The organism is Streptomyces sp. NPDC055506, from assembly GCF_053643595.1.
Map to the genome: position 1 here is coordinate 1 of NZ_JBSHKH010000088.1, position 17,718 is coordinate 17,718.

General features: G+C 72.2%; 16 protein-coding genes. 6 read left to right on the forward strand and 10 right to left on the reverse strand.

All coding sequences use genetic code 11. The features are described 5' to 3' along the window. Positions 1–30 precede the first annotated feature (30 nt). Entirely contained in the window at positions 31–2,829 is a 2,799-nt protein-coding gene (locus ACWIF2_RS27690; RefSeq protein ID WP_454363471.1) for a penicillin acylase family protein, read from the reverse strand. Between the two features lie 261 nt (positions 2,830–3,090). On the opposite strand from ACWIF2_RS27690, the gene ACWIF2_RS27695 reads away from it, so the two are divergent. Beyond that, positions 3,091–3,696 carry a hypothetical protein gene (locus ACWIF2_RS27695; protein ID WP_382589857.1) on the forward strand — a complete coding sequence of 202 codons (606 nt, stop codon included), beginning with the start codon at positions 3,091–3,093 and terminating at the stop codon, positions 3,694–3,696. A 93-nt stretch (positions 3,697–3,789) separates the two neighbouring features. After that, positions 3,790–4,533, forward strand: a complete 744-nt coding sequence (locus ACWIF2_RS27700; RefSeq protein ID WP_454363474.1) for a 3-keto-5-aminohexanoate cleavage protein — start codon at positions 3,790–3,792, stop codon at positions 4,531–4,533. 106 nt (positions 4,534–4,639) lie between these two features. On the opposite strand, the gene soxR is transcribed toward ACWIF2_RS27700, so the two are convergent. After that, positions 4,640–5,104, reverse strand: coding sequence for a redox-sensitive transcriptional activator SoxR (gene soxR / locus ACWIF2_RS27705; protein ID WP_454363476.1), 465 nt, complete (start codon positions 5,102–5,104; stop codon positions 4,640–4,642). 101 nt (positions 5,105–5,205) lie between these two features. On the opposite strand from soxR, the gene ACWIF2_RS27710 reads away from it, so the two are divergent. Beyond that, on the forward strand, positions 5,206–5,667 hold the full coding sequence (locus tag ACWIF2_RS27710) for a MaoC family dehydratase (RefSeq protein WP_454363478.1): 462 nt from the start codon (positions 5,206–5,208) through the stop codon (positions 5,665–5,667). Here ACWIF2_RS27710 and ACWIF2_RS27715 read toward each other — a convergent pair. The 3 genes from ACWIF2_RS27715 to ACWIF2_RS27725 form a co-directional block, all read right to left on the reverse strand. After that, on the reverse strand, positions 5,658–6,302 hold the full coding sequence (locus ACWIF2_RS27715; protein ID WP_454363480.1) for a TetR family transcriptional regulator: 645 nt from the start codon (positions 6,300–6,302) through the stop codon (positions 5,658–5,660). The genes ACWIF2_RS27710 and ACWIF2_RS27715 overlap by 10 nt on opposite strands. 70 nt (positions 6,303–6,372) lie before the next feature. Next, positions 6,373–6,618: a YiaA/YiaB family inner membrane protein gene (locus ACWIF2_RS27720; RefSeq protein WP_382497933.1), complete on the reverse strand. Its 246-nt coding sequence runs from the start codon at positions 6,616–6,618 to the stop codon at positions 6,373–6,375. Between the two features lie 59 nt (positions 6,619–6,677). Beyond that, entirely contained in the window at positions 6,678–7,829 is a 1,152-nt protein-coding gene (locus ACWIF2_RS27725) for an acyl-CoA dehydrogenase family protein (protein WP_454363482.1), read from the reverse strand. A 68-nt stretch (positions 7,830–7,897) separates the two neighbouring features. On the opposite strand from ACWIF2_RS27725, the gene ACWIF2_RS27730 reads away from it, so the two are divergent. The 3 genes from ACWIF2_RS27730 to ACWIF2_RS27740 all read left to right on the forward strand — a co-directional run bounded on the left by ACWIF2_RS27730 (position 7,898) and on the right by ACWIF2_RS27740 (position 10,380). Further along, the gene (locus tag ACWIF2_RS27730) at positions 7,898–8,548 is read left to right on the forward strand and encodes a TetR/AcrR family transcriptional regulator (RefSeq protein ID WP_454363484.1); all 651 of its coding nucleotides are present in this window, start codon (positions 7,898–7,900) and stop codon (positions 8,546–8,548) included. Positions 8,549–8,594: 46 nt separating this feature from the next. Beyond that, positions 8,595–9,305 carry an ArsR/SmtB family transcription factor gene (locus ACWIF2_RS27735; RefSeq protein WP_454363486.1) on the forward strand — a complete coding sequence of 237 codons (711 nt, stop codon included), beginning with the start codon at positions 8,595–8,597 and terminating at the stop codon, positions 9,303–9,305. Positions 9,306–9,417: 112 nt separating this feature from the next. Beyond that, positions 9,418–10,380 carry a DMT family transporter gene (locus ACWIF2_RS27740; protein WP_454363525.1) on the forward strand — a complete coding sequence of 321 codons (963 nt, stop codon included), beginning with the start codon at positions 9,418–9,420 and terminating at the stop codon, positions 10,378–10,380. On the opposite strand, the gene ACWIF2_RS27745 is transcribed toward ACWIF2_RS27740, so the two are convergent. From ACWIF2_RS27745 to ACWIF2_RS27765, 5 genes are all read right to left on the reverse strand, one after another. Next, positions 10,369–11,742 carry an MFS transporter gene (locus tag ACWIF2_RS27745; RefSeq protein ID WP_454363488.1) on the reverse strand — a complete coding sequence of 458 codons (1,374 nt, stop codon included), beginning with the start codon at positions 11,740–11,742 and terminating at the stop codon, positions 10,369–10,371. The two genes, ACWIF2_RS27740 and ACWIF2_RS27745, sit on opposite strands and share 12 nt — an antisense overlap. A 191-nt stretch (positions 11,743–11,933) precedes the next feature. Next, positions 11,934–13,016, reverse strand: a complete 1,083-nt coding sequence (locus tag ACWIF2_RS27750) for a Zn-dependent alcohol dehydrogenase (protein WP_454363490.1) — start codon at positions 13,014–13,016, stop codon at positions 11,934–11,936. Positions 13,017–13,038: 22 nt separating this feature from the next. Further along, on the reverse strand, positions 13,039–14,427 hold the full coding sequence (locus tag ACWIF2_RS27755; protein WP_454363492.1) for an aldehyde dehydrogenase family protein: 1,389 nt from the start codon (positions 14,425–14,427) through the stop codon (positions 13,039–13,041). A 129-nt stretch (positions 14,428–14,556) separates the two neighbouring features. Further along, a complete protein-coding gene (locus tag ACWIF2_RS27760) occupies positions 14,557–15,891 on the reverse strand; it encodes an ABC transporter ATP-binding protein (protein ID WP_454363494.1) in 1,335 nt (444 codons plus the stop codon). A 182-nt stretch (positions 15,892–16,073) separates the two neighbouring features. Next, positions 16,074–17,039: a class F sortase gene (locus tag ACWIF2_RS27765; protein WP_454363496.1), complete on the reverse strand. Its 966-nt coding sequence runs from the start codon at positions 17,037–17,039 to the stop codon at positions 16,074–16,076. Positions 17,040–17,718: the final 679 nt, after the last annotated feature.

A 17,718-nucleotide genomic window follows, 5' to 3' on the forward strand; every position in this document is an offset into this window, starting at 1 on the left:
GACCCGCCGTCAGCACCAGAAACCCTGGCGTCACCGGTGCGAGGTGAACTCCACGACCTGCTGGTAGGTCGGCCGGTTCTGCCAGCTGATCTTGCCGTGCTTAATGCCGCCCAGGGTGCGGTGGATGACCGAGTCGGCGCACCACTGGTCGCCCGCCGAGCACTGGTCGTCGCCGGGGTAGACCTGGGCGGCGGTCTTGCCGGCCGCCTCCTTCAATGTGCTGATCAGCGTGTCACGGCAGGCACCGAGGCTGCCGTCGCCGCAGTACTTCCTGGCGAGCGGACCCCGCACCTGCTCGCCGAGCACCCCCCGGATGTCCTTGTCGACATAGCTCCACCAGCCGTACTGGAAGGAGCTTCCGGCGTGCGATCCGGTCGGGCCGTGGGCGGCCGACGGGGACTCGTCGACGGGCAGGTTCGCGGTCATGGCGGCGTAGAGCTCACTGCCGAGGCCCGGTTCGAACTCTGCCTTGACCAGCAGCGGCCACCAGGCGTCCAGGATGCGGATCGCCTCGGCGTCGGCGTACTTCTTGGAGCCGGCCGAGGTCTCCGTGCGCTTGCCGCCGGCCGCGACCCAGGCCTGGAGCTTGCTCACGGCGGCGGCCGCGGCGGGGTCTGTGACCGGTGAACTGTTGACGACCTTCAGCAGCTTCGGCAGGACGTCCTCCGCCCTCAGGTCGGCCGTTGCCGCGTCGGCCATGGCCTTGACCAGCGCGGCCCGGGTCACACCGCCCTGCCGGACCAGCTTCTTCACCCGGTCCTCCAGGAGGTTGCCGCGGTGCACGGAGCCGTTGCCCCAGGGAGCCGTCGTGTAGTCCTTGGCCTGCTTGTTGTTCCAGGAGATGTAGTAGTCCTGGTCGATCGAGTTGGGGTGGGCGGAGGGCGGGGTGTAGTCGGCCGTGTTGGTCGCCGGGTCCCAGCCCCGCCACTCGTACGCCGGCCGCGCCCACGCCGGGAACTCGGCGTCGACGCCGTTCGCGCGCACCGGGTTGTCGCCGCTGTTGTAGTACGCGGTGTGCTCGGAGTCGGCGTAGAACCAGTTGAAGGTGTAGTTGATGTGCTGCACCGCCTTCTGGAAGGACTCCGGGCCCTTGACGTAGTCGGGGTCGTTCAGCATCTGGAAGCCGATGATGGAGTCGGCCTCGTGCAGGAACGACGAGCGCAGCGAGGTGTAGGCGACCTTCTTGCCGCCGACCGTCGCGCGGTACTCGACGGGGCCGTACTTCGTGCGCCAGACGCGCATCGTGTAGGAGCCGGCCGCGGTGCCGTCGGCCGTGGTCGGCTTCCAGGCGTTCTTCTGCTCGACCTTCTCCATCGGCGTGCAGGTGCCGCGGTACAGGTAGTGGTAGTCGTCCTGGCACAGTTCGACGGCGTAGGTGTCGATGATGTCCTGGCCGGAGGTCGTGGCGCTCCACGCGTAGTCCTGGCCCCGGCCGAGTTCGACGTACATGCTCAGGCCCGCGAAGGAGGCGCCGCGGGCGCTGATGCCCGGGCCCTGGATCTCCTGGAGCAGCAGCAGTTGGGGGGCGAAGTAGCCGGTCTGCGGCCCGAACACGGCGACGGGGTGGCCGCTGGCCGTGTGCTCGCCGCCGACCACGAGGGCGTTGGACATGCCGCGCTTGGCGGACGACAGGGCCGTCCTGGCCGCCTCGCCGGACGCGCCGGTGGCACTGGGGGTCGTGGCGCTGCCGGTGCGGTCGTGGACGAGCGGCTCGGGCTCCACGGAACCGGCGTCGGGCAGGGCGGTGCCCTGCGGGGCGTCGGGCTTGGTCGCGTACGGGAAGCTGCCGTCGTGGACGGTGAGGACGGCCTCCGGGTCGTTGCGCTCGCGGAAGGACTCCCACACCTTGGTGCCCTCCGCCACGCCGTACTTCTCCTGGGCGGCGAGCAGCGAGAGCGCGTTGTTGACCTCGCCGCCCCCGCCGGAACCGAACAGCGCGCCGATGACCGAGCCCAGTGCGACGAGGTCGGTGATCTTGAAGTGCTCGATCTTCCCGGCGTTGGTGACGGAGTCCTTGTGCCCGGTGAGGACGTACTCGCCCGGGAAGTAGCGGCCACTGTCCGAGGCGTCGATGTAGGAGTTGATGCCGTCGAGATAGGCCGTGGCGTCGGCGAGGGCCTGCTTGCCGCGCTCGCCGTTGGTGGCGACGGCGTTGTCGATCTGCGCCTGGAGATCGGCCTCGGTGTACGGGGCGTGCCGCCAGAACTGCTGTTCCAGGCCCTGGTTGGAGGGCGCGCCGCCGGCGAAGGAGGTCAGCTGACCGCGCCCGACGTGCCGGAAGACGTCCATCAGCCACAGCCGGTCCTGGGCGGCCGCGTAGCCGGCCCCGAACTCGGTGCCGTACCGAGTGGTGCCGGTGATGTGCGGCACACCCGTCTTCTTGTCACGGACGATCGTCACGTCGCCGCGCCCGGCCGGCTTGACCGTGGAGGCGACCTGGTCCGCCGGGACCCCGAAGGACGCGTCGTTGAAGAAGTTGTTGATCTTGTCGTTGGTGAGGCCGGTGTAGCCCTTGGCGAGATTCGCGTAGGGCCCGAGCTGGTCCTCGGCGTGCTCGGGCTGGGTGCCGAAGGCCTGGTTGAGCAGGATCTGGGCGAGGGTGGCGTTGCCGTTCTGGCCGGGCGGGAGAATGTCCGAACACTGGTTGCCGCAGTGGTCGTTCACCGCGGCCGCGGCCTGCGCTGTCGGTGTTTCCGCGGCGGCGGCCGGGGCGAGCGGCGACAAAAGACCTGCGATCAGGGTGCATACGGAAGCGGTCTTCAGGAACCCGGGGAATCCCCGGGGAGTTCTCATTCTGCCGAGAACGGTGCGTGGGGTACGCCGTGGCATGGGGGCTCCTCCCGAGGGGGTGGCCGGATGTTACCGCCGGTAGCCCCGCGTTTGAAGATGAACAAGCGTCACTTCTTGGAGTCAGCACAACAGGCACACGGACCACGGCAGTCGACTCGCGAGCCTCTTAGGACGGCTTATGGAGGGCATTTGAAATCGGATGGAGCCGATTCGCTTGTCGATACGTCTATTCGGCGACGTCCGTACGACGACGCCGAAGTGACCGGATTACAGGTGCAGGTGTGACGGAGGTGCAGGACGATGGCCGGTTTCCGGAGTCTGGCGAGACAGGTCCGCGATCCGCGGTGCGATCTGGCCTTGCGACGCTATTCGCTGCGCAAGTGCCTTGAGAGGTTCGCCCCTTACGGGCACAGGGCGACCTGGGACCATTTGTGCGCCCGGGCGGGATTCGGTCCCGAGGACCGGTCCCCCGATCCAGTGCGGCTCGTGGCCGCACTGGACGAACTGGAGGAGGCGCGGGCGGTCTGGCTGGCCTACGAGGTCGAGTTCGCCGAGCGCCGCAAGAAGGAGAAGCACGACGGACTGCGCCGGCCGGGCAGCGTGGACGACTGGCACCGGCTGACCTGGGGCGGTTTCGGCGTGGCGTGGTGCGACGATCCGGCGGTCCATCCCCGTGAACCGCTGGCCGAGGTGCTGCGCCGGCTGATCGCCGCGCTGGAGCGCGAGCCGGGCTCGGCGTGCCCGGTGTGCGGCGGGGAGCAACTCGCCTGGAAGTACGACCTGGACCACGAACCATCGGCGGGTCCGGTCTGCACGGACTGCGGAATCCTGGTACCGCGCCCCGTGCTCACGCCTGAGTCCCTGGCGTACGCCAGGCGGGCGCGGCCACTGTTGATGTCGGCTTGACGAACGCGGGTGCGCGGGGGGTGCGCCGGGGATGCCGCACCCCCACTGTCGCCGCCGGGGGCGGCTGTCAGTGGTGACTGGCACCATCGGGACATGGTGCAGGTGTGTCTGAACGGGACGCGGGGAGCAGCCGACGGTGCGGCGGTGCCGCTGTCGCCCGAGGCGATGGCCGAGTCCGCGGCGGAGGCCGTCGCGGCCGGGGCCACGGACATCCATGTCCATCCCAAGACGCCGTGCGGGCGGGACACGCTGTCGCCGCGCGTGCTCGCGGTGACGCTGGAGGCGATCCGGGCGCGGGTGCCGGTGTCGGTGCCGGTCGGTGTGACGACGGGGGCGTGGGCGGAGCCGGACGCCGCCGCGAGGCTGGACCGGGTCCGGGGCTGGACCGTGCTGCCGGATCACGCGTCGGTCAACTGGCATGAGCCGGGGGCCGAGGAGGTGGCCGCCGCGCTGCTCGATCTCGGGGTGGGGGTGGAGGCCGGGATCTGGTCGGGGACGGATGGGGCGGAGCGGTTTGCAGCCTCCCGGCTCGGGCCGAAGGTGTTGCGGGTCTTGGCGGAGGTGACGGACACGGACCCTGAGGGTGCCGTGTCAGCAGCGCGGGTGTTGCTGTCCGACATCGGATCCGCCCATGGCCGTCCTGTGTTGTTGCACGGGGAGGACGGGGGTGCGTGGCCGGTGCTGCGGCTCGCGGGGCGGTTGGGGGTGGCCACGCGGGTCGGGCTGGAGGATGTGCTGGTGCTGCCGGATGGGAGGCGGGCCGGGTCCAATGCGGAGTTGGTTTTGGCGGGGTTGGGTGAGTACGCGATTGGTCAGGCGGCATGTACTCGGCGTTGATGCTGAAGGCGGGTGGGTCCGCGACCCGGCGTAGCGGGGTGCCGCTGCGCCCACCCGTGCCGCCCCCAGCGGCACGCATGCCCGCAGCTACGCGGCTACGGCGAAGCTAGCCGCGGTTCTTGTCCACCAGTAGGCGGGAGCCCGTGCGGCGTTCGCCGAAGGCGTCGTCCGGGTTGGAGAGGACGCAGCCGTCGAGGGAGAGGCAGCCGCAGCCGATGCAGTCGGTGAGGTGGTCTCGAAGGCGGTTGAGCTGCTTGATGCGTTCGTCCAGTTCGGAGCGCCAGGCTTCCGAGAGATGCGCCCAGTCCTCCTTCGTCGGCGTCCGCTCCTCGGGGAGTTCCGCCAGCGCCTCGCGGATCGTGGCCAGCGGGATGCCGACCCGCTGCGCGGCCCGGATGAAGGCGACCCGGCGGAGCGTGTCACGTGAGTAGCGGCGTTGGTTGCCGGAGGTCCGGCGACTGCCGATCAGGCCCTTGGACTCGTAGAAGTGCAGCGCGGAGACGGCCGCGCCACTGCGCGCCGCGAGCTGGCCGACCGTGAGCTCATGGATCTTCTCTGGAATCTGGGGCACCCATCGAACCCTACCCAGTCCGTTGACACGACCCCCCGGCGCCGACCATGCTAAGCAGTCGCTTAGAGAAACAGCATCCCTGACATGCGAGAGGCCGGGACATGGCACAGCCGAGGATCTTCACGTCCGTCGACGACCTGAAGTCGGCGGTGGGCGAGCAGCTGGGGTACACCGACTGGCTCGACATCGACCAGAAGCGGATCGACCTCTTCGCGGACGCCACCGGTGACCACCAGTGGATCCACATCGACCCCGAGAAGGCCGCCGCGGGGCCCTTCGGCACGACCATCGCGCACGGCTATCTGACCCTGTCGCTGCTCCCCCTCTTCGGGCCGCAGCTGATCGCCGTCGAGGGCGTGAAGATGGGCGTCAACTACGGGACGAACAAGGTGCGTTTCCCCGCGCCCGTACCGGTCGGCTCCCGGCTGCGCGCCACCGCCTCGATCACCGGCGTCGAGGAGGTGACCGGCGGTGTCCAGGTCACCGTCGCCTTCACCCTGGAGCGCGAGGGCGGCGACAAGCCCGTCTGCGTCGCCGAGTCCGTGGCGCGCTACTACTTCTGAGCCGGGGCCGGCTCCCCGGCTCCGACCATCCGCAGCACGAGGTCGGCGTACAGCGCGCCGACCTCGTCCGGCGTCCACGGCCCGTCGACGTTGAACCAGCGGGCCACGTCGATGCAGAGGGAGAGCACCGCGAGGGTGGTCCCCTTGACGTCGAGCACGTCGAACTCGCCCGACGCCACGCCGTCCTCGATGACCCGGTGCACCTCGTCGTCACACTGCCGGCGCAGCGCGAGGATCTCGGCCCGGGCGTCAGGGCCGAGCGAGTCCAGCTCGTACTGGACGACCCGGGCCGTGGTGCGCCCCCCGGCGTGCCAGCGGACGAAGGAGCTGACCGCGTCGGCCAGGCGCTCACGGGCGCTGCCCTCGCGCCGGGCCGCCGTCCGCAGGATCTCCAGGGCCTTCGCGTGCCCGATGCTGCTGATGCGGTGCAGCAGCTCTTCCTTGGTCTTGTAGTGGATGTAGAGCGCGGCGGGACTCATCCCGGCGCGACCCGCGATGTCACGGGTCGTCGTGGCGTGGTACCCGCGCTCGGCGAAGGCCTCCACCGCGGCGATCAGCAGCCGTCGCGCCGCGTCGGGCGTGACCTCGCCCCACGCCTGCGCCTCGCCGCCGGCCGTCTCCTCCGCCGTACTCATCACGTGCCCCTCTCCACTGGCAGGTCCACCACCATACCGTTGAAGGTGAGCGGGCGCTTAGTGCGGCCGGTCAGTGCTTCTCGAAGGGGGTGTAGGCGGGCGCCGCCGCCCCCTCCTGCCGGTCCCGGATCACCTTGGCCAGGGTGAAGGCGGAGGTGACCAGGTACAGGACGGCGATGGCGAGGAAGCCCCGGACCCAGGCGTCGGCGCTGAGCTGGTAGATGCCGATGGCGGTGGCCGCCATGGCGACGGCGAAGGAGGCTACGGCCTGGCCGTAGAAGGCCGCGGTGTTCTGCTTACCCGGTGTGTCACTCATGGGGGCAAGCTTCGGCGGAAGTGGCCCGCGCCACATCCGCCGATGTACTCAGAAGGTACTCAGAACGCCGAAACCCCCGTCAGCGCACGCCCGATGACCAGCTTCTGGATCTGGCTGGTGCCCTCGTAGAGGGTCATCACACGGGCGTCCCGCAACAGCTTGCCCGCCGGGTACTCGTCGATGTAGCCGTATCCGCCGAAGACCTGGAGCGCGTTGTTCGCGGCGCGGACCGCCGCCTCCGAGGCGAACAGCTTGGCCTTGGACGACTCGACGGCGAACGGTTGCCCCCGGTCGATCAGATCGGCGACCCGCCAGGTCAGCAGCCGGGCGGCGTCGACGTCCACGGCGATGTCGCTGATCAGCTCCTGGACGAGCTGGTGCCGGGCGATGGGCTTCCCGAACTGCTCGCGCTCGCCCGCGTACCGCACCGCCGCGTCCAGCGCGGCCTGGGCTATGCCGACACAGCCCGCGGCGACCGACATCCGGCCCTTGGCGAGGGCGGACATGGCGACCGAGAAGCCCTTGCCCTCCTCCCCCAGCAGCGCCGAGGCGGGCACGCGCACGTCGTCCAGCACCAGCTCGGCCGTGGCCTGGCCGCGCAGCCCCAGCTTCCCGTGGATCGTGCGGCGCGTCAGGCCGGGTGTGCCGGTGGGGACGAGGAAGGCGGAGACGCACTTGTGGCCGGGGGCGTCCGTGGAGCGGGCGAAGAGCAGGACGACGTCGGCCCAGGTGCCGTTGGTGATGAACATCTTGGTGCCGCTGATGACGTAGTCGTCGCCGTCCCGGACCGCCCGGGTGGCGAGGTTGCCGGCGTCCGAGCCGGTGCCCGGCTCGGTGAGGCCGAAGCAGCCGACCGACTCGCCGGAGGTGAGCCCGGGCAGCCACTGCCGCTTCTGCTCCTCACTCCCCCAGGCGGCGACGGTCTTGGCGACCAGCCCCAGCGACACGGAGACGATGCCGCGCACCGACGAGTCGCCCCGGCCGAGCTCCTCCGTGACCAGGCAGTACGCGAGGTGGTCGCCGCCGGAGCCGCCGTACTCCTCGTCGATGGTCAGGCCCAGGAAGCCGACCTCTCCGAGCTTCTTGACGATCGCGCGGTCGACTTCCTCGGCGCGGTCCCAGGCGATGACGTTCGGGGTGATCTCACGCTCCACGAAGTCCCGCGCGAGCTGCCGGACCGCACTCTGCTCCTCGCTGAGCTCCAGGTTCACCACGAGTCACCCCACTTGAAAACCGTACATTTAAATTAGCACTGCTAGTTTCCAGTCGCAGCCCTACTATGTGCGCCATGGCCCGACCGCGCAAGCCCTTGCTCAGCACCGACCGGATCATCGAGACCGCTCGTGTGCTCGTGGACGCGGAGGGCCTCGCGGCCGTCTCCACCCGTCGGCTCGCCGCCGAACTGGGCGTCAGCGGGCCCTCGCTGTACAACCACTTCCGCACCAAGGACGAGATCCTGGAGGCGGTCGCCGACTCGGTGAGCGGCCAGGTGGACCTGACGATGTTCGAGGACGGCCGCGACTGGCGGACCGCGCTGCACGACTGGGCCGTCTCCTACCGGGCCGCGCTGCGCGACCACCCGAACATCGTCCCGGTGCTGGCACGCGGCCCCGGCCGCCGCCCGGCGGGCCTGCGCCTCGCGGACGCCGTCTACGGCGCGATGGTCGCCGCGGGCTGGCCGCCGGCGCAGGCCACGTCCATCGGCGCGCTGATGCGGTACTTCGTGATGGGCTCCGCGCTCGGCTCCTTCGCCGGGGGCTTCGTGGACGACGCGAGCGCCTACGACCCCGCCGACTACCCGCATCTCCAGCAGGCCCATCTGCTCGCCGAGCAGCAGGAGAAGATCGACGAGCGGGCCTTCGAGACGGGGCTGACTGCCCTGCTGGACGGGCTGGCACGCCAGTACGAGCAGGTGCGGCGGACCGCGTAGGGACACTTCGGCGGCGGCCGAACGGTCCATGTCCCATGCTGGGGCCATGACGACGAGGGACCCGCGGGCCACGAGCCTGGCACGGCTCGCAGGGCTGTTCGCGGACGAGACCCGGGCCGCGTGCCTGCTGGCGCTGCTCGACGGGCGAGCCTGGACCGCGAGCGAGCTGGCGCGGCACGCGGGTGTCGCCGCTTCGACGCTGAGCGAGCACCTGAGCCGGCTCGTCGCGGGCGGGCTGCTCGCCGAGGAGCGACAGGGCCGGCACCGGTACGTCCGGCTGGCCGACGCGCGGGTCGCGCAGCTGCTGGAGGACCTGGCCGCGCAGGTCGCACCGGGCACCGCCGTGCGGCCGCGGAGCCTTCGTGAGTCGAGCGCGGGTTCGGCGATGGCCCGGGGCCGCACCTGCTACAACCATCTCGCCGGCCGGCTCGGCATCGCGGTCACCGACGCCCTGACGGCGCGCGGGCTGCTGCAGCAGGAGACCGGGTTCGCGCTCACCGACGCGGGCCTGGCGTGGTTCGCGTCGGCCGGTATCGGCCTCGAACGGCGTGGCCGACGTCCCCTGGCGCGGGCCTGTCTCGACTGGACCGAACGCCGGCCGCATCTCGCGGGCGTGGCGGGCGCGGCGCTGTGCCGGCACGCCCTGGACACGGGGTGGTGCGTGCGCATCGGCTCCGAACGGGCCGTGAAGGTGACGGCGGCCGGTGAACAGGCCTTCCTCGACCTGCTGGGCGTGGAGCCGGCGGCGCTGCGCTGACCTCGAATCCCGGCCGGACCGGCCCGGACACACCACCGCCCGGCATGCCTCGACGCCCGGTCCGAAAACCGCGAGCGTCCGTCCCTCCACCCCTCCTAGCCTCTGGAGCATGATGAACACCTCCCCGTCCCGTCCCGACCGCCGGGCGGAACTGCTGGCCGCCGGTGCGGCCGCGGTCACCGTCGTGCTGTGGGCGTCCGCCTTCGTCTCGATCCGCAGCGCGGGTGACGCGTACTCGCCGGGCGCGCTGGCGCTGGGGCGGCTGCTGGCGGGGGCGCTGACGCTGGGGGTGATCTGCCTGCTGCGGCGGGAGGGACCGCCGCCGCGCACGGCCTGGCGCGGGATCGCGATATCGGGGCTGCTGTGGTTCGGCTTCTACATGGTCGCGCTCAACTGGGGCGAGCAGCAGGTCGACGCGGGCACGGCCGCCCTGGTCGTGAACACCGGGCCGATCCTGATCGCGCTGCTCGGTGCCCGGCTGCTCGGGGACCCGATGCCGCCGCGGCTGCTGGCGGGGATGGCGGTGTCGTTCGCCGGCGCGGTGACGGTGGGTCTCTCGATGTCGGGCGAGGGTGGGTCCTCGGTGCTCGGGGTGGTGCTGTGCCTGCTGGCGGCGGTCGCGTACGCCGGTGGTGTCGTGGCGCAGAAGCCGGCGCTGGGCACGGCGAGTCCGTTGCAGGTGACGACGTTCGGGTGCCTGGTCGGCGCGGTGCTCTGTCTGCCGTTCGCCGGGCAGCTGGTCCAGGAGGCCGCCGACGCTCCGGCCTCCGCGACGCTCAACATGGTGTACCTGGGCGTCTTCCCGACCGCCCTCGCCTTCACGACCTGGGCGTACGCCCTGTCGAGGACGACCGCGAGCCGGATGGGCGCGACGACGTACGCGGCGCCCGCCCTGGTCGTCCTGATGTCCTGGCTGTTCCTCGGCGAGGTGCCGGGGCTGCTGACCCTGGTCGGCGGTGTGCTGTGCCTGGCGGGTGTCGCGGTGTCCCGGTCCCGGTCGCGGGCGGCGAGGGCCGGGACTCCGGGAGCGGCTCCGGAGCCCCGGCCCGAGGAGGCAGCGGACTCAGCCCGCTGACTCGGCCTCCGTCGCCGGCTCGGTCGCGGGTTCCGCCGCCGGTTCCGCCGCACGGGCACGGTCCGCGAGGACCTTGATGGAGACCAGCGCGATCACCGAGAGCACGATGATGTAGCCGGACACGGCCATCGACGTGCCCGTCGCCTCCAGCAGCAGCACCATGACGAAGGGCGCGAGCCCGCCGCCGGCGACGGCCGCGATCTGGTAGCCGAGGGAGGCGCCGGTGTAGCGCATCTCGGGCGTGAACAGCTCCGCGAACAGGGCGGCCTGGGGGCCGTACATGATGCTCAGGAAGCAGCTGGCGACGAACGTGCCGACGGCCAGCCACAACAGTGAGCCGGTGTCGATGAGCAGGAACAGCGGCACGGCCCACAGCGCGATGCCGGCCGCGCCGATCGCGTAGATCCGGATGCGGCCGAACTTGTCGGAGAGCGCGGCGGCAGCCGGGATCAGCACCAGCTGGGTGAGGCTGATGCACAGCGAGACCATGAGGACGGCGCTCTTCTTCATGCCGAGTTCGCGGGTCGTGTAGTCGAGCACGCCGGTGATGATGATGTAGAAGGTCGCCGTGTTCACGGCGAAGGAACCGCCGGCGAGGAGCACCGTACCGAGGTGGCCGCGCAGGATCGTGCGCAGCGGAGAGGACTGCTCGCCCTTCTCCATCTCTGCCAGCTTCTTCTCCGCCTCCCGGAATTCGGGAGTCTCCTCGACGCGGGTGTGGATGTACCAGGCGAGCACGAGGACGAACAGGCCGACGAGGAACGGCACACGCCAGGCCCAGGCCGCGAACTCGGAGTCGGTGGTGAACGCGCCGGCCAGCAGGAACACCGTGTTGGCGGTGACCACGCCGATGGGGACGCCGAGCTGGACGAAGCTGCCGTAGATGCCGCGCTTGCCCTCGGGGGCGTACTCGGTGGCCATCAGCATCGCGCCGCCCCACTGGGCGCCTACGGCGATGCCCTGCAGCACGCGGAAGAGGACCAGCAGGATCGGGGCGGCGACGCCGATCGTCTCGTAGGTCGGGAGCAGGCCGATGCCGGTGGTGGCGATGCCCATGAGGGTGAGCGCGAGGACCAGCATGGGCTTGCGGCCCCGCTTGTCGCCGAGCTGGCCCGCGACGATGCCGCCGATGGGCCGGGCCAGGAATCCGACGGCGAACGTGGCGAACGAGGCCAGGACGCCGGCGGTGGGACTGCCCGCGGGGAAGTAGAGATCGCCGAGGACGAGGGCGGCGGCGATGCCGAAGACGAAGTAGTCGTACCACTCGACGGCCGAGGCGAGCGCTGCCGCGGTGGCTACCCGGCGGCGGTTGCCGGCGGCCGGGGTGGTGGTGACGGGCTGAGCGGAAGGTGCCGTGTCCATGCGGTGCACGCTCCGGTGGGTGCGGGGACGGAACGGGGGGTGGCTCGGGTTCCGGGAACGTACTGACCGGACGGTATGGACGTCAACGGGTCGCGCACCAGGACTTTTACCTGTACTTGGCACCGACCGCGCGTGCGGGCACGACTGAGGCCCCGGCCTCGCGCGGAGGCCGGGGTGCGCGGGGAACCGGGCTAGAAGACGACCAGCGCCCGGCCGCCCTTGCCCGCCAGCATGTTCTCGAACGCGGCCGGGATGCCCTCCAGGGAGATCCGCTCCGTCACCAGCGCGCTCAGGTCGAGGCGGCCGGCCCGGACGTGTTCGGCGAGCACCGGGAGGTCCTCGGCCGGGTTGGAGTTGCCGTAGACGCAGCCGGCGAGGGTGCGGCCCCAGTGGAAGATCTCCAGGGCGTTGAAGGTGACCTGCTGGTCCTTGCCGCCGATGCCGACGACCGTGGTGCGGCCGCCGCGCCGGGTGGAGTCCCAGGCCGTGCGGATGGTGACCGCGCGGCCGGCGCACTCCACGGCGACGTCGACGCCCTGTTTGCCGGTGAGGGCGCGGATCTCGCGGGCGGTGTTCTCGGAGGCGATGACGTAGTCGGTGGCGCCGGCCGCCCGGGCCAGTTCCTCCTTCCCGGCGGAGACGTCGACCGCGACGATCTTCGAGGCGCCCGCGATCCGGGCGGCCTGGAGCGCGGCGAGGCCCACTCCGCCGGCGCCGAACACCGCGACCGTCTCGCCCGCCCGGACCCGCGCCGAGTGGTGGACGGCGCCGTAGCCGGTGAGGACGGCGCAGCCGAGGAGGGCCGCGTCGGTGAGCGGGACACCCTGGGGCACGGGCAGGACGCAGGCGGCGGACACGACCGTCTCCTCGGCGAACGCGGCAACGTTCAGGCCGGGGTGGAGGTCGGTGCCCTCGGTGGTGCGGGCGTAGACGTCGGCGGCGCCGTTCAGGGCGTTGGCACACAGCCAGACCTCGCCGAGCGAGCAGGCGTGGCAGGCGCCGCAGGACGGGGCCCAGTTGAGGACGACCCCGTCGCCGGGCGCGACATGGGTGACGCCCTCGCCGACGGCGACGACCGTGCCGGCGCCCTCGTGGCCGAGGACGGCGGGGACGGGGACGCGCATGGTCCCGTCGGACAGGGACAGGTCGGAGTGGCAGACCCCGGCGGCGGCGAGCCGGACGCGGACCTGTCCGGGTCCGGGGTCCGGCAGGTCGATGCCGGTGATCTCCAGCGGGGATCCGACGGCGGGCAGAACGGCGGCGCGGACAGCCATGGCGGAAGGGACTCCCCTGGTTCTAGAACTGGAGGGACTTGGTCTGGAGGTACTCGGCCAGGCCGTGCACGCCGAGTTCGCGGCCCACGCCCGACTGCTTGTAACCGCCGAAGGGCGCGAGGGGGTTGAAGCGGCCGCCGTTGATGTCGACCTGGCCGGTCTCCATCCGGCGCGCGAAGGCCACGGCCTCGGCCTCGTCCCCGGCCCAGACGGCGCCGGCCAGTCCGTAGACCGTGCCGTTGGCGATGCGCAGGGCGTCCTCCTCGTCGTCGTAGGGGAGGATCGACAGGACCGGGCCGAAGATCTCCTCCTGGGCGATGGTCATGTCCTCGGTGACGTCGGCGAAGACGGTCGGACTGACGAAGTAGCCCGTCTCGCGCGGGGATTCGGGGCCGCCGGCGACCAGGCGGGCGCCCTCCGCGACGCCCTTCTCGATGTAGCCGCGCACCCGGGCCTGCTGCTTGGCGTTGACGACCGGGCCGATGCGGTCGCCGTACTTGGCGGCGGCCTCGGCGGCGAGTTCCACGGCCTCGTCGTACCGGTCGCGGTGGACCAGCATCCGGGTCCAGGCGCTGCACGTCTGCCCGGAGTTGGACATGACGTTGGCGACCCCGACGTTGACCGCCTTGGCCAGGTCGGCGCTCGGGAGGATGACGTTGGCGGACTTGCCGCCGAGTTCGAGGGCGACCTTCTTGACGGCCCCGGCGGCGATCGCGGCGATCCGCCGGCCGACGGCGGTGGAGCCGGTGAAGGAGACCAGGTCGACGCCGGGGTGTTCGGCGAGGGCCTGGCCGGCGACCGGGCCGAGGCCGGTGACCAGGTTGAAGACGCCCGCCGGGATCCCGGCCTCGTGCACCGCGTCGGCGAACAGGCGGGCGACCAGCGGGGTGTCCTCGGCGGGCTTCACCACGACCGTGCAGCCTGCCGCGAGGGCCGGGGCGACCTTGGCGACGATCTGGTGCAGAGGGTAGTTCCAGGGCGTGATCGCGGCCACGACACCGACCGGCTCGTGGTGCACCACCGAGTTGCCGGTCTTCTCCTCGAAGGCGTACGTCGCCGCCAGCTCGGCGTAGGAGCCCGCGACCGCGATCGGCACGCCCGCGTGGACGGCCTGCGAGAACTTCAGGGGCGAGCCGAGTTCGGCCGTGACCGTCTCGGCGATCTCCTCGGCGCGGGCCACGAGCACGTCCCGGAGGGCGGCCAGGCGGGCCGCGCGCTCGGCGGGCGGGGTCGCGGCCCAGTCCGCGAGGGCGGCGCGGGCGGCCCGTACGGCGGTGTCCACGTCCTCGGCGGTGCCCGCCGGGACCGTGCCGATGACCTGCTCGTCGACCGGGTTCACGACCTCGATCACGTCCTGGCCGGCGGCCGGGCGCCAGGCGCCCCCGATGTACATGCCGTCGTATGCCTTCATCGCGCTTCCTCCGGGGCGGGGCGTCGTCGTCCGGCACATAAACTAGCGGCGATAGTTTTCTGACGCCAGACGTCCCGGTCACCCCGGTCATCTCAGCACGGAGCGGGCCCCGCCCGGGTGTGCGGCTCCTCACTCCCCCAGGTCGGGCAGGCGCGCCGGGTGCGGGCAGATGCGGTCGCCGTTCTGGTCGAAGACGAAGAGGTGGGCGAGGTCGACGAGGAGCGGCACCTGCATGCCGTGGCGGAGGGCCAGGTCCGGGGTGGTGCGGACGATGAGGTCCCCGGGCAGGCGGGCTTCGGCGGTGGCGGGGGCGGCGGCCTCGGGGTGGTCCAGGGCGACGACGGGTCCGGCCCGCCCGGCCGCGGACCGCTCCCGCAGCCGGGTGAGCACCGAGCCCTCGCGGCGCCGCCGCCGGACGGGGCGGCCGGGGCGGGGGCGCGGGGCCTCCAGGTCGGGGACGACGGCGGGGCTCGAGCCGGTGTTGAAGTGGACGAGGATCTCGTGCCCCTGGAACTCCACATGCTCGACCAGGCCGGTGATCGGCACCTCGCCGGGGCGGGCCGAGGAGTGCTTGGCGATCCGGACGGCTTCCGAGCGCAGGCCCACGATGACCTCGCGGCCCTGCTGGACCCGCAGCAACTGGTGGTCCAGGGAGAGCGGTTCGGGCAGGCGCAGAAACTGCTTGCCCAGGCTGATGGTCATCGCGCCGTCCAGCGGGGCACGCACCAGGCCGCGCAGGAGGTTGATGCGCGGGGTGCCGATGAACGCGGCGACGAAGACGTTGCTGGGCAGGGCGTACACCACACGCGGGCTGTCGACCTGCTGGAGCACGCCGCCGCGCAGCACGGCGACCCGGTCGCCGAGCGACATGGCCTCGGCCTGGTCGTGGGTGACGTAGACCGTGGTGACGCCCAACTCCCCGGTGAGCTGGGATATCTCGGCGCGCAGGTGGGTGCGGAGCTTGGCGTCGAGGTTGGACAGTGGCTCGTCCATCAGGAAGGCGGAGGGGTGGCGGGCGATGGCCCGGCCCATGGCGACGCGCTGGCGTTCACCGCCGGAGAGCTGGGCGGGCAGGCGGTCGAGGAGGTCCTCGATACCCAGCATGCGGGCGGTGGCGTCCACGCGTGGGCGGGGGTCCGTGCCGGGGGCCTCGATGCGCAGCGGGAAGCCGATGTTGGCCCGGCTGGTCATGTTCGGGTAGAGCGCGAAGTTCTGGAAGACCATCGCCATGTCCCGGCCGGACGGCGGCAGGTCGTTGGCGTACACGCCGTCGAGCAGTAGTCGTCCCTCGTCGATCTCCTCCAGCCCGGCGATCATTCTGAGCACGGTCGACTTGCCGCAGCCGGACGGGCCGAGCAGCACGAGGAACTCGCCCGGGGGGATGTCCAGCGACAGCCGGTCCACCACGCGGGCGCCTCGCGTGTAGGCCTTGCTCACGTCGTGCAGGGAGATGGCGCGTGTCATGAGTGCCCCCGAGGGGTCTTCAGGGCGCTGGTGCTCCGCGGGTCGGAAGCCACGCGCGGTTCGCACGGGGCTGTGGGTCACGGAAGTTAACGGAATGTGTGCGGCCGGGGGAAGACACCGGGCGGGATCGGGGGCTTCGGTCCATCTGGTGAGAAGGCGGACGGCCTGATTCGGCCAGGGCGTCAGCGGACGGCGGTGAGATGGGCGAAGACCACGACGTTCCCGGAGTAGCCCTTCCTGCGGTCGTAGGCGCCGCCGCAGGTGATCAGGCGCAGCTCGGGGCGGCCCCGGGCGCCGTACACCTCCTGGTTCGGGAATCGGTCCTTCTCGTACGACTTGATCGCGTCGACCGTGTAGACGGCGATCCGTCCGTCGGCGCGGCGGGCCTTGATCTCCCGGCCGCGCTTCAGCTCCGTCAGCCCCGCGAAGACGGCGGGACCGCGGTCCGTGTCGAGATGCCCGACGGCGACGGCGATGCCCTGCTCGCCGGGCGAGGCGCCGTGCTGGTACCAGCCGACCAGTTTCGGGTTGTCCTCCGGGGGCGCGGTGAGCCGGCGTTCACGGTCGAGGCCCAGGGACATGATCGGGGCGTCGATGCGGAGGTAGGGGATGAGGAGGCGGGTGGCGCGGGAGGGGGGCAGGGAGTGAGGGCCGGCTGGGCGGCGGGGTGGTTGGGCCGTGGGGGGCTGGGGGCGCGCGGAGGCCGGGGGGCGGTTCGGGTGGGGGGTGCCGGTCGCGGGTCGCCGGCCCGGTGCGGGGTGGCCGGCGGTGGGGGGCTTGGAGGTCTGGGCGCCAGGCCCCTGAGCCGGGGCGGTACGGGATGCGGGTGTCTGGGGCGTACGGGTGCCGGGCCCGGGGGCTCCGGAGGGGCCGGGCGGGGCGGTTGGGGAGCCGGTGGGGCGGCCTGGCAGGGCAAGGGTGGAGGCGGGATTGCCCGGGAGGGGAGGGGTGGAGGCGGCGCGGCTGGGCAGGGCGGAGGTGCCGGCGGAAGCGTCCGAGGCGTCGGCCGGGGCCGTGTCGGAGTCGCCGTCGCCGTCGCCGTCGCCGGGCAGGGCGTCCGCGGCAGCTTCGGCGGAGCCGGTCGGGAGAGCCGTGACCGTTTCGCTGGGCTCGTCGCCCGGGTCCCAGCAGACACCGAGCAACAGCAACGAGAAGGCGACCGCGATCGTCCGCGCCAGCCGGTAGGCACGTGTCCGGTACCAGGGCCTGCGCGGCCGTCGGGGCCAGGCCGCGGGGCCACCGCCCCCGGCCCCACGGCGGCCGCCGCCCCCACCGGGACCTCCGGCCCCAGGCCGAAGCACGGGCCCGGCACCGGAACCCGCCCCACTCCTTCGCCGACCCACCACAGGGGCGGCAGCTCCGGCTCCGGCCCCTCGCCGGGCAGAGGCGGCAACGGATCCAGAACCAGCCCCACGCCGCCCCACCGGAGTCCCACCGGCCCCAGGCCGAGCCGCCGAAGCCCCAACAAACCCGGTCCTGGCCCCACTCCGAGCCACCGGCCCGGCCGCGACCCCCGCCCCACGCCGCCCCACCGAACCAACACCAGAACCGGCCCCGCCCCCACGCCGGCCCCCCGGCTCAGCCCCACGCCGCCGCCCCACCGAGCCCGCACCATCGCCTCCCCCGGCCCCACGCCGCCCCACCCGAGCGCCGCCAGAACGGGCACCGGCCTCACGCCACCCCGCCGGGCCCTCGTCGGAGCCGGGCCCAGTCTCACGCCACCCCACCAAGCGGCCGTCATCACCAGACCCGGCCCCACGCCGACCCCTCGGCTCCGCCCCAGACCCCATCCCACCCCCACGTCGACCCCCCGGCTCCGCCCCAGAC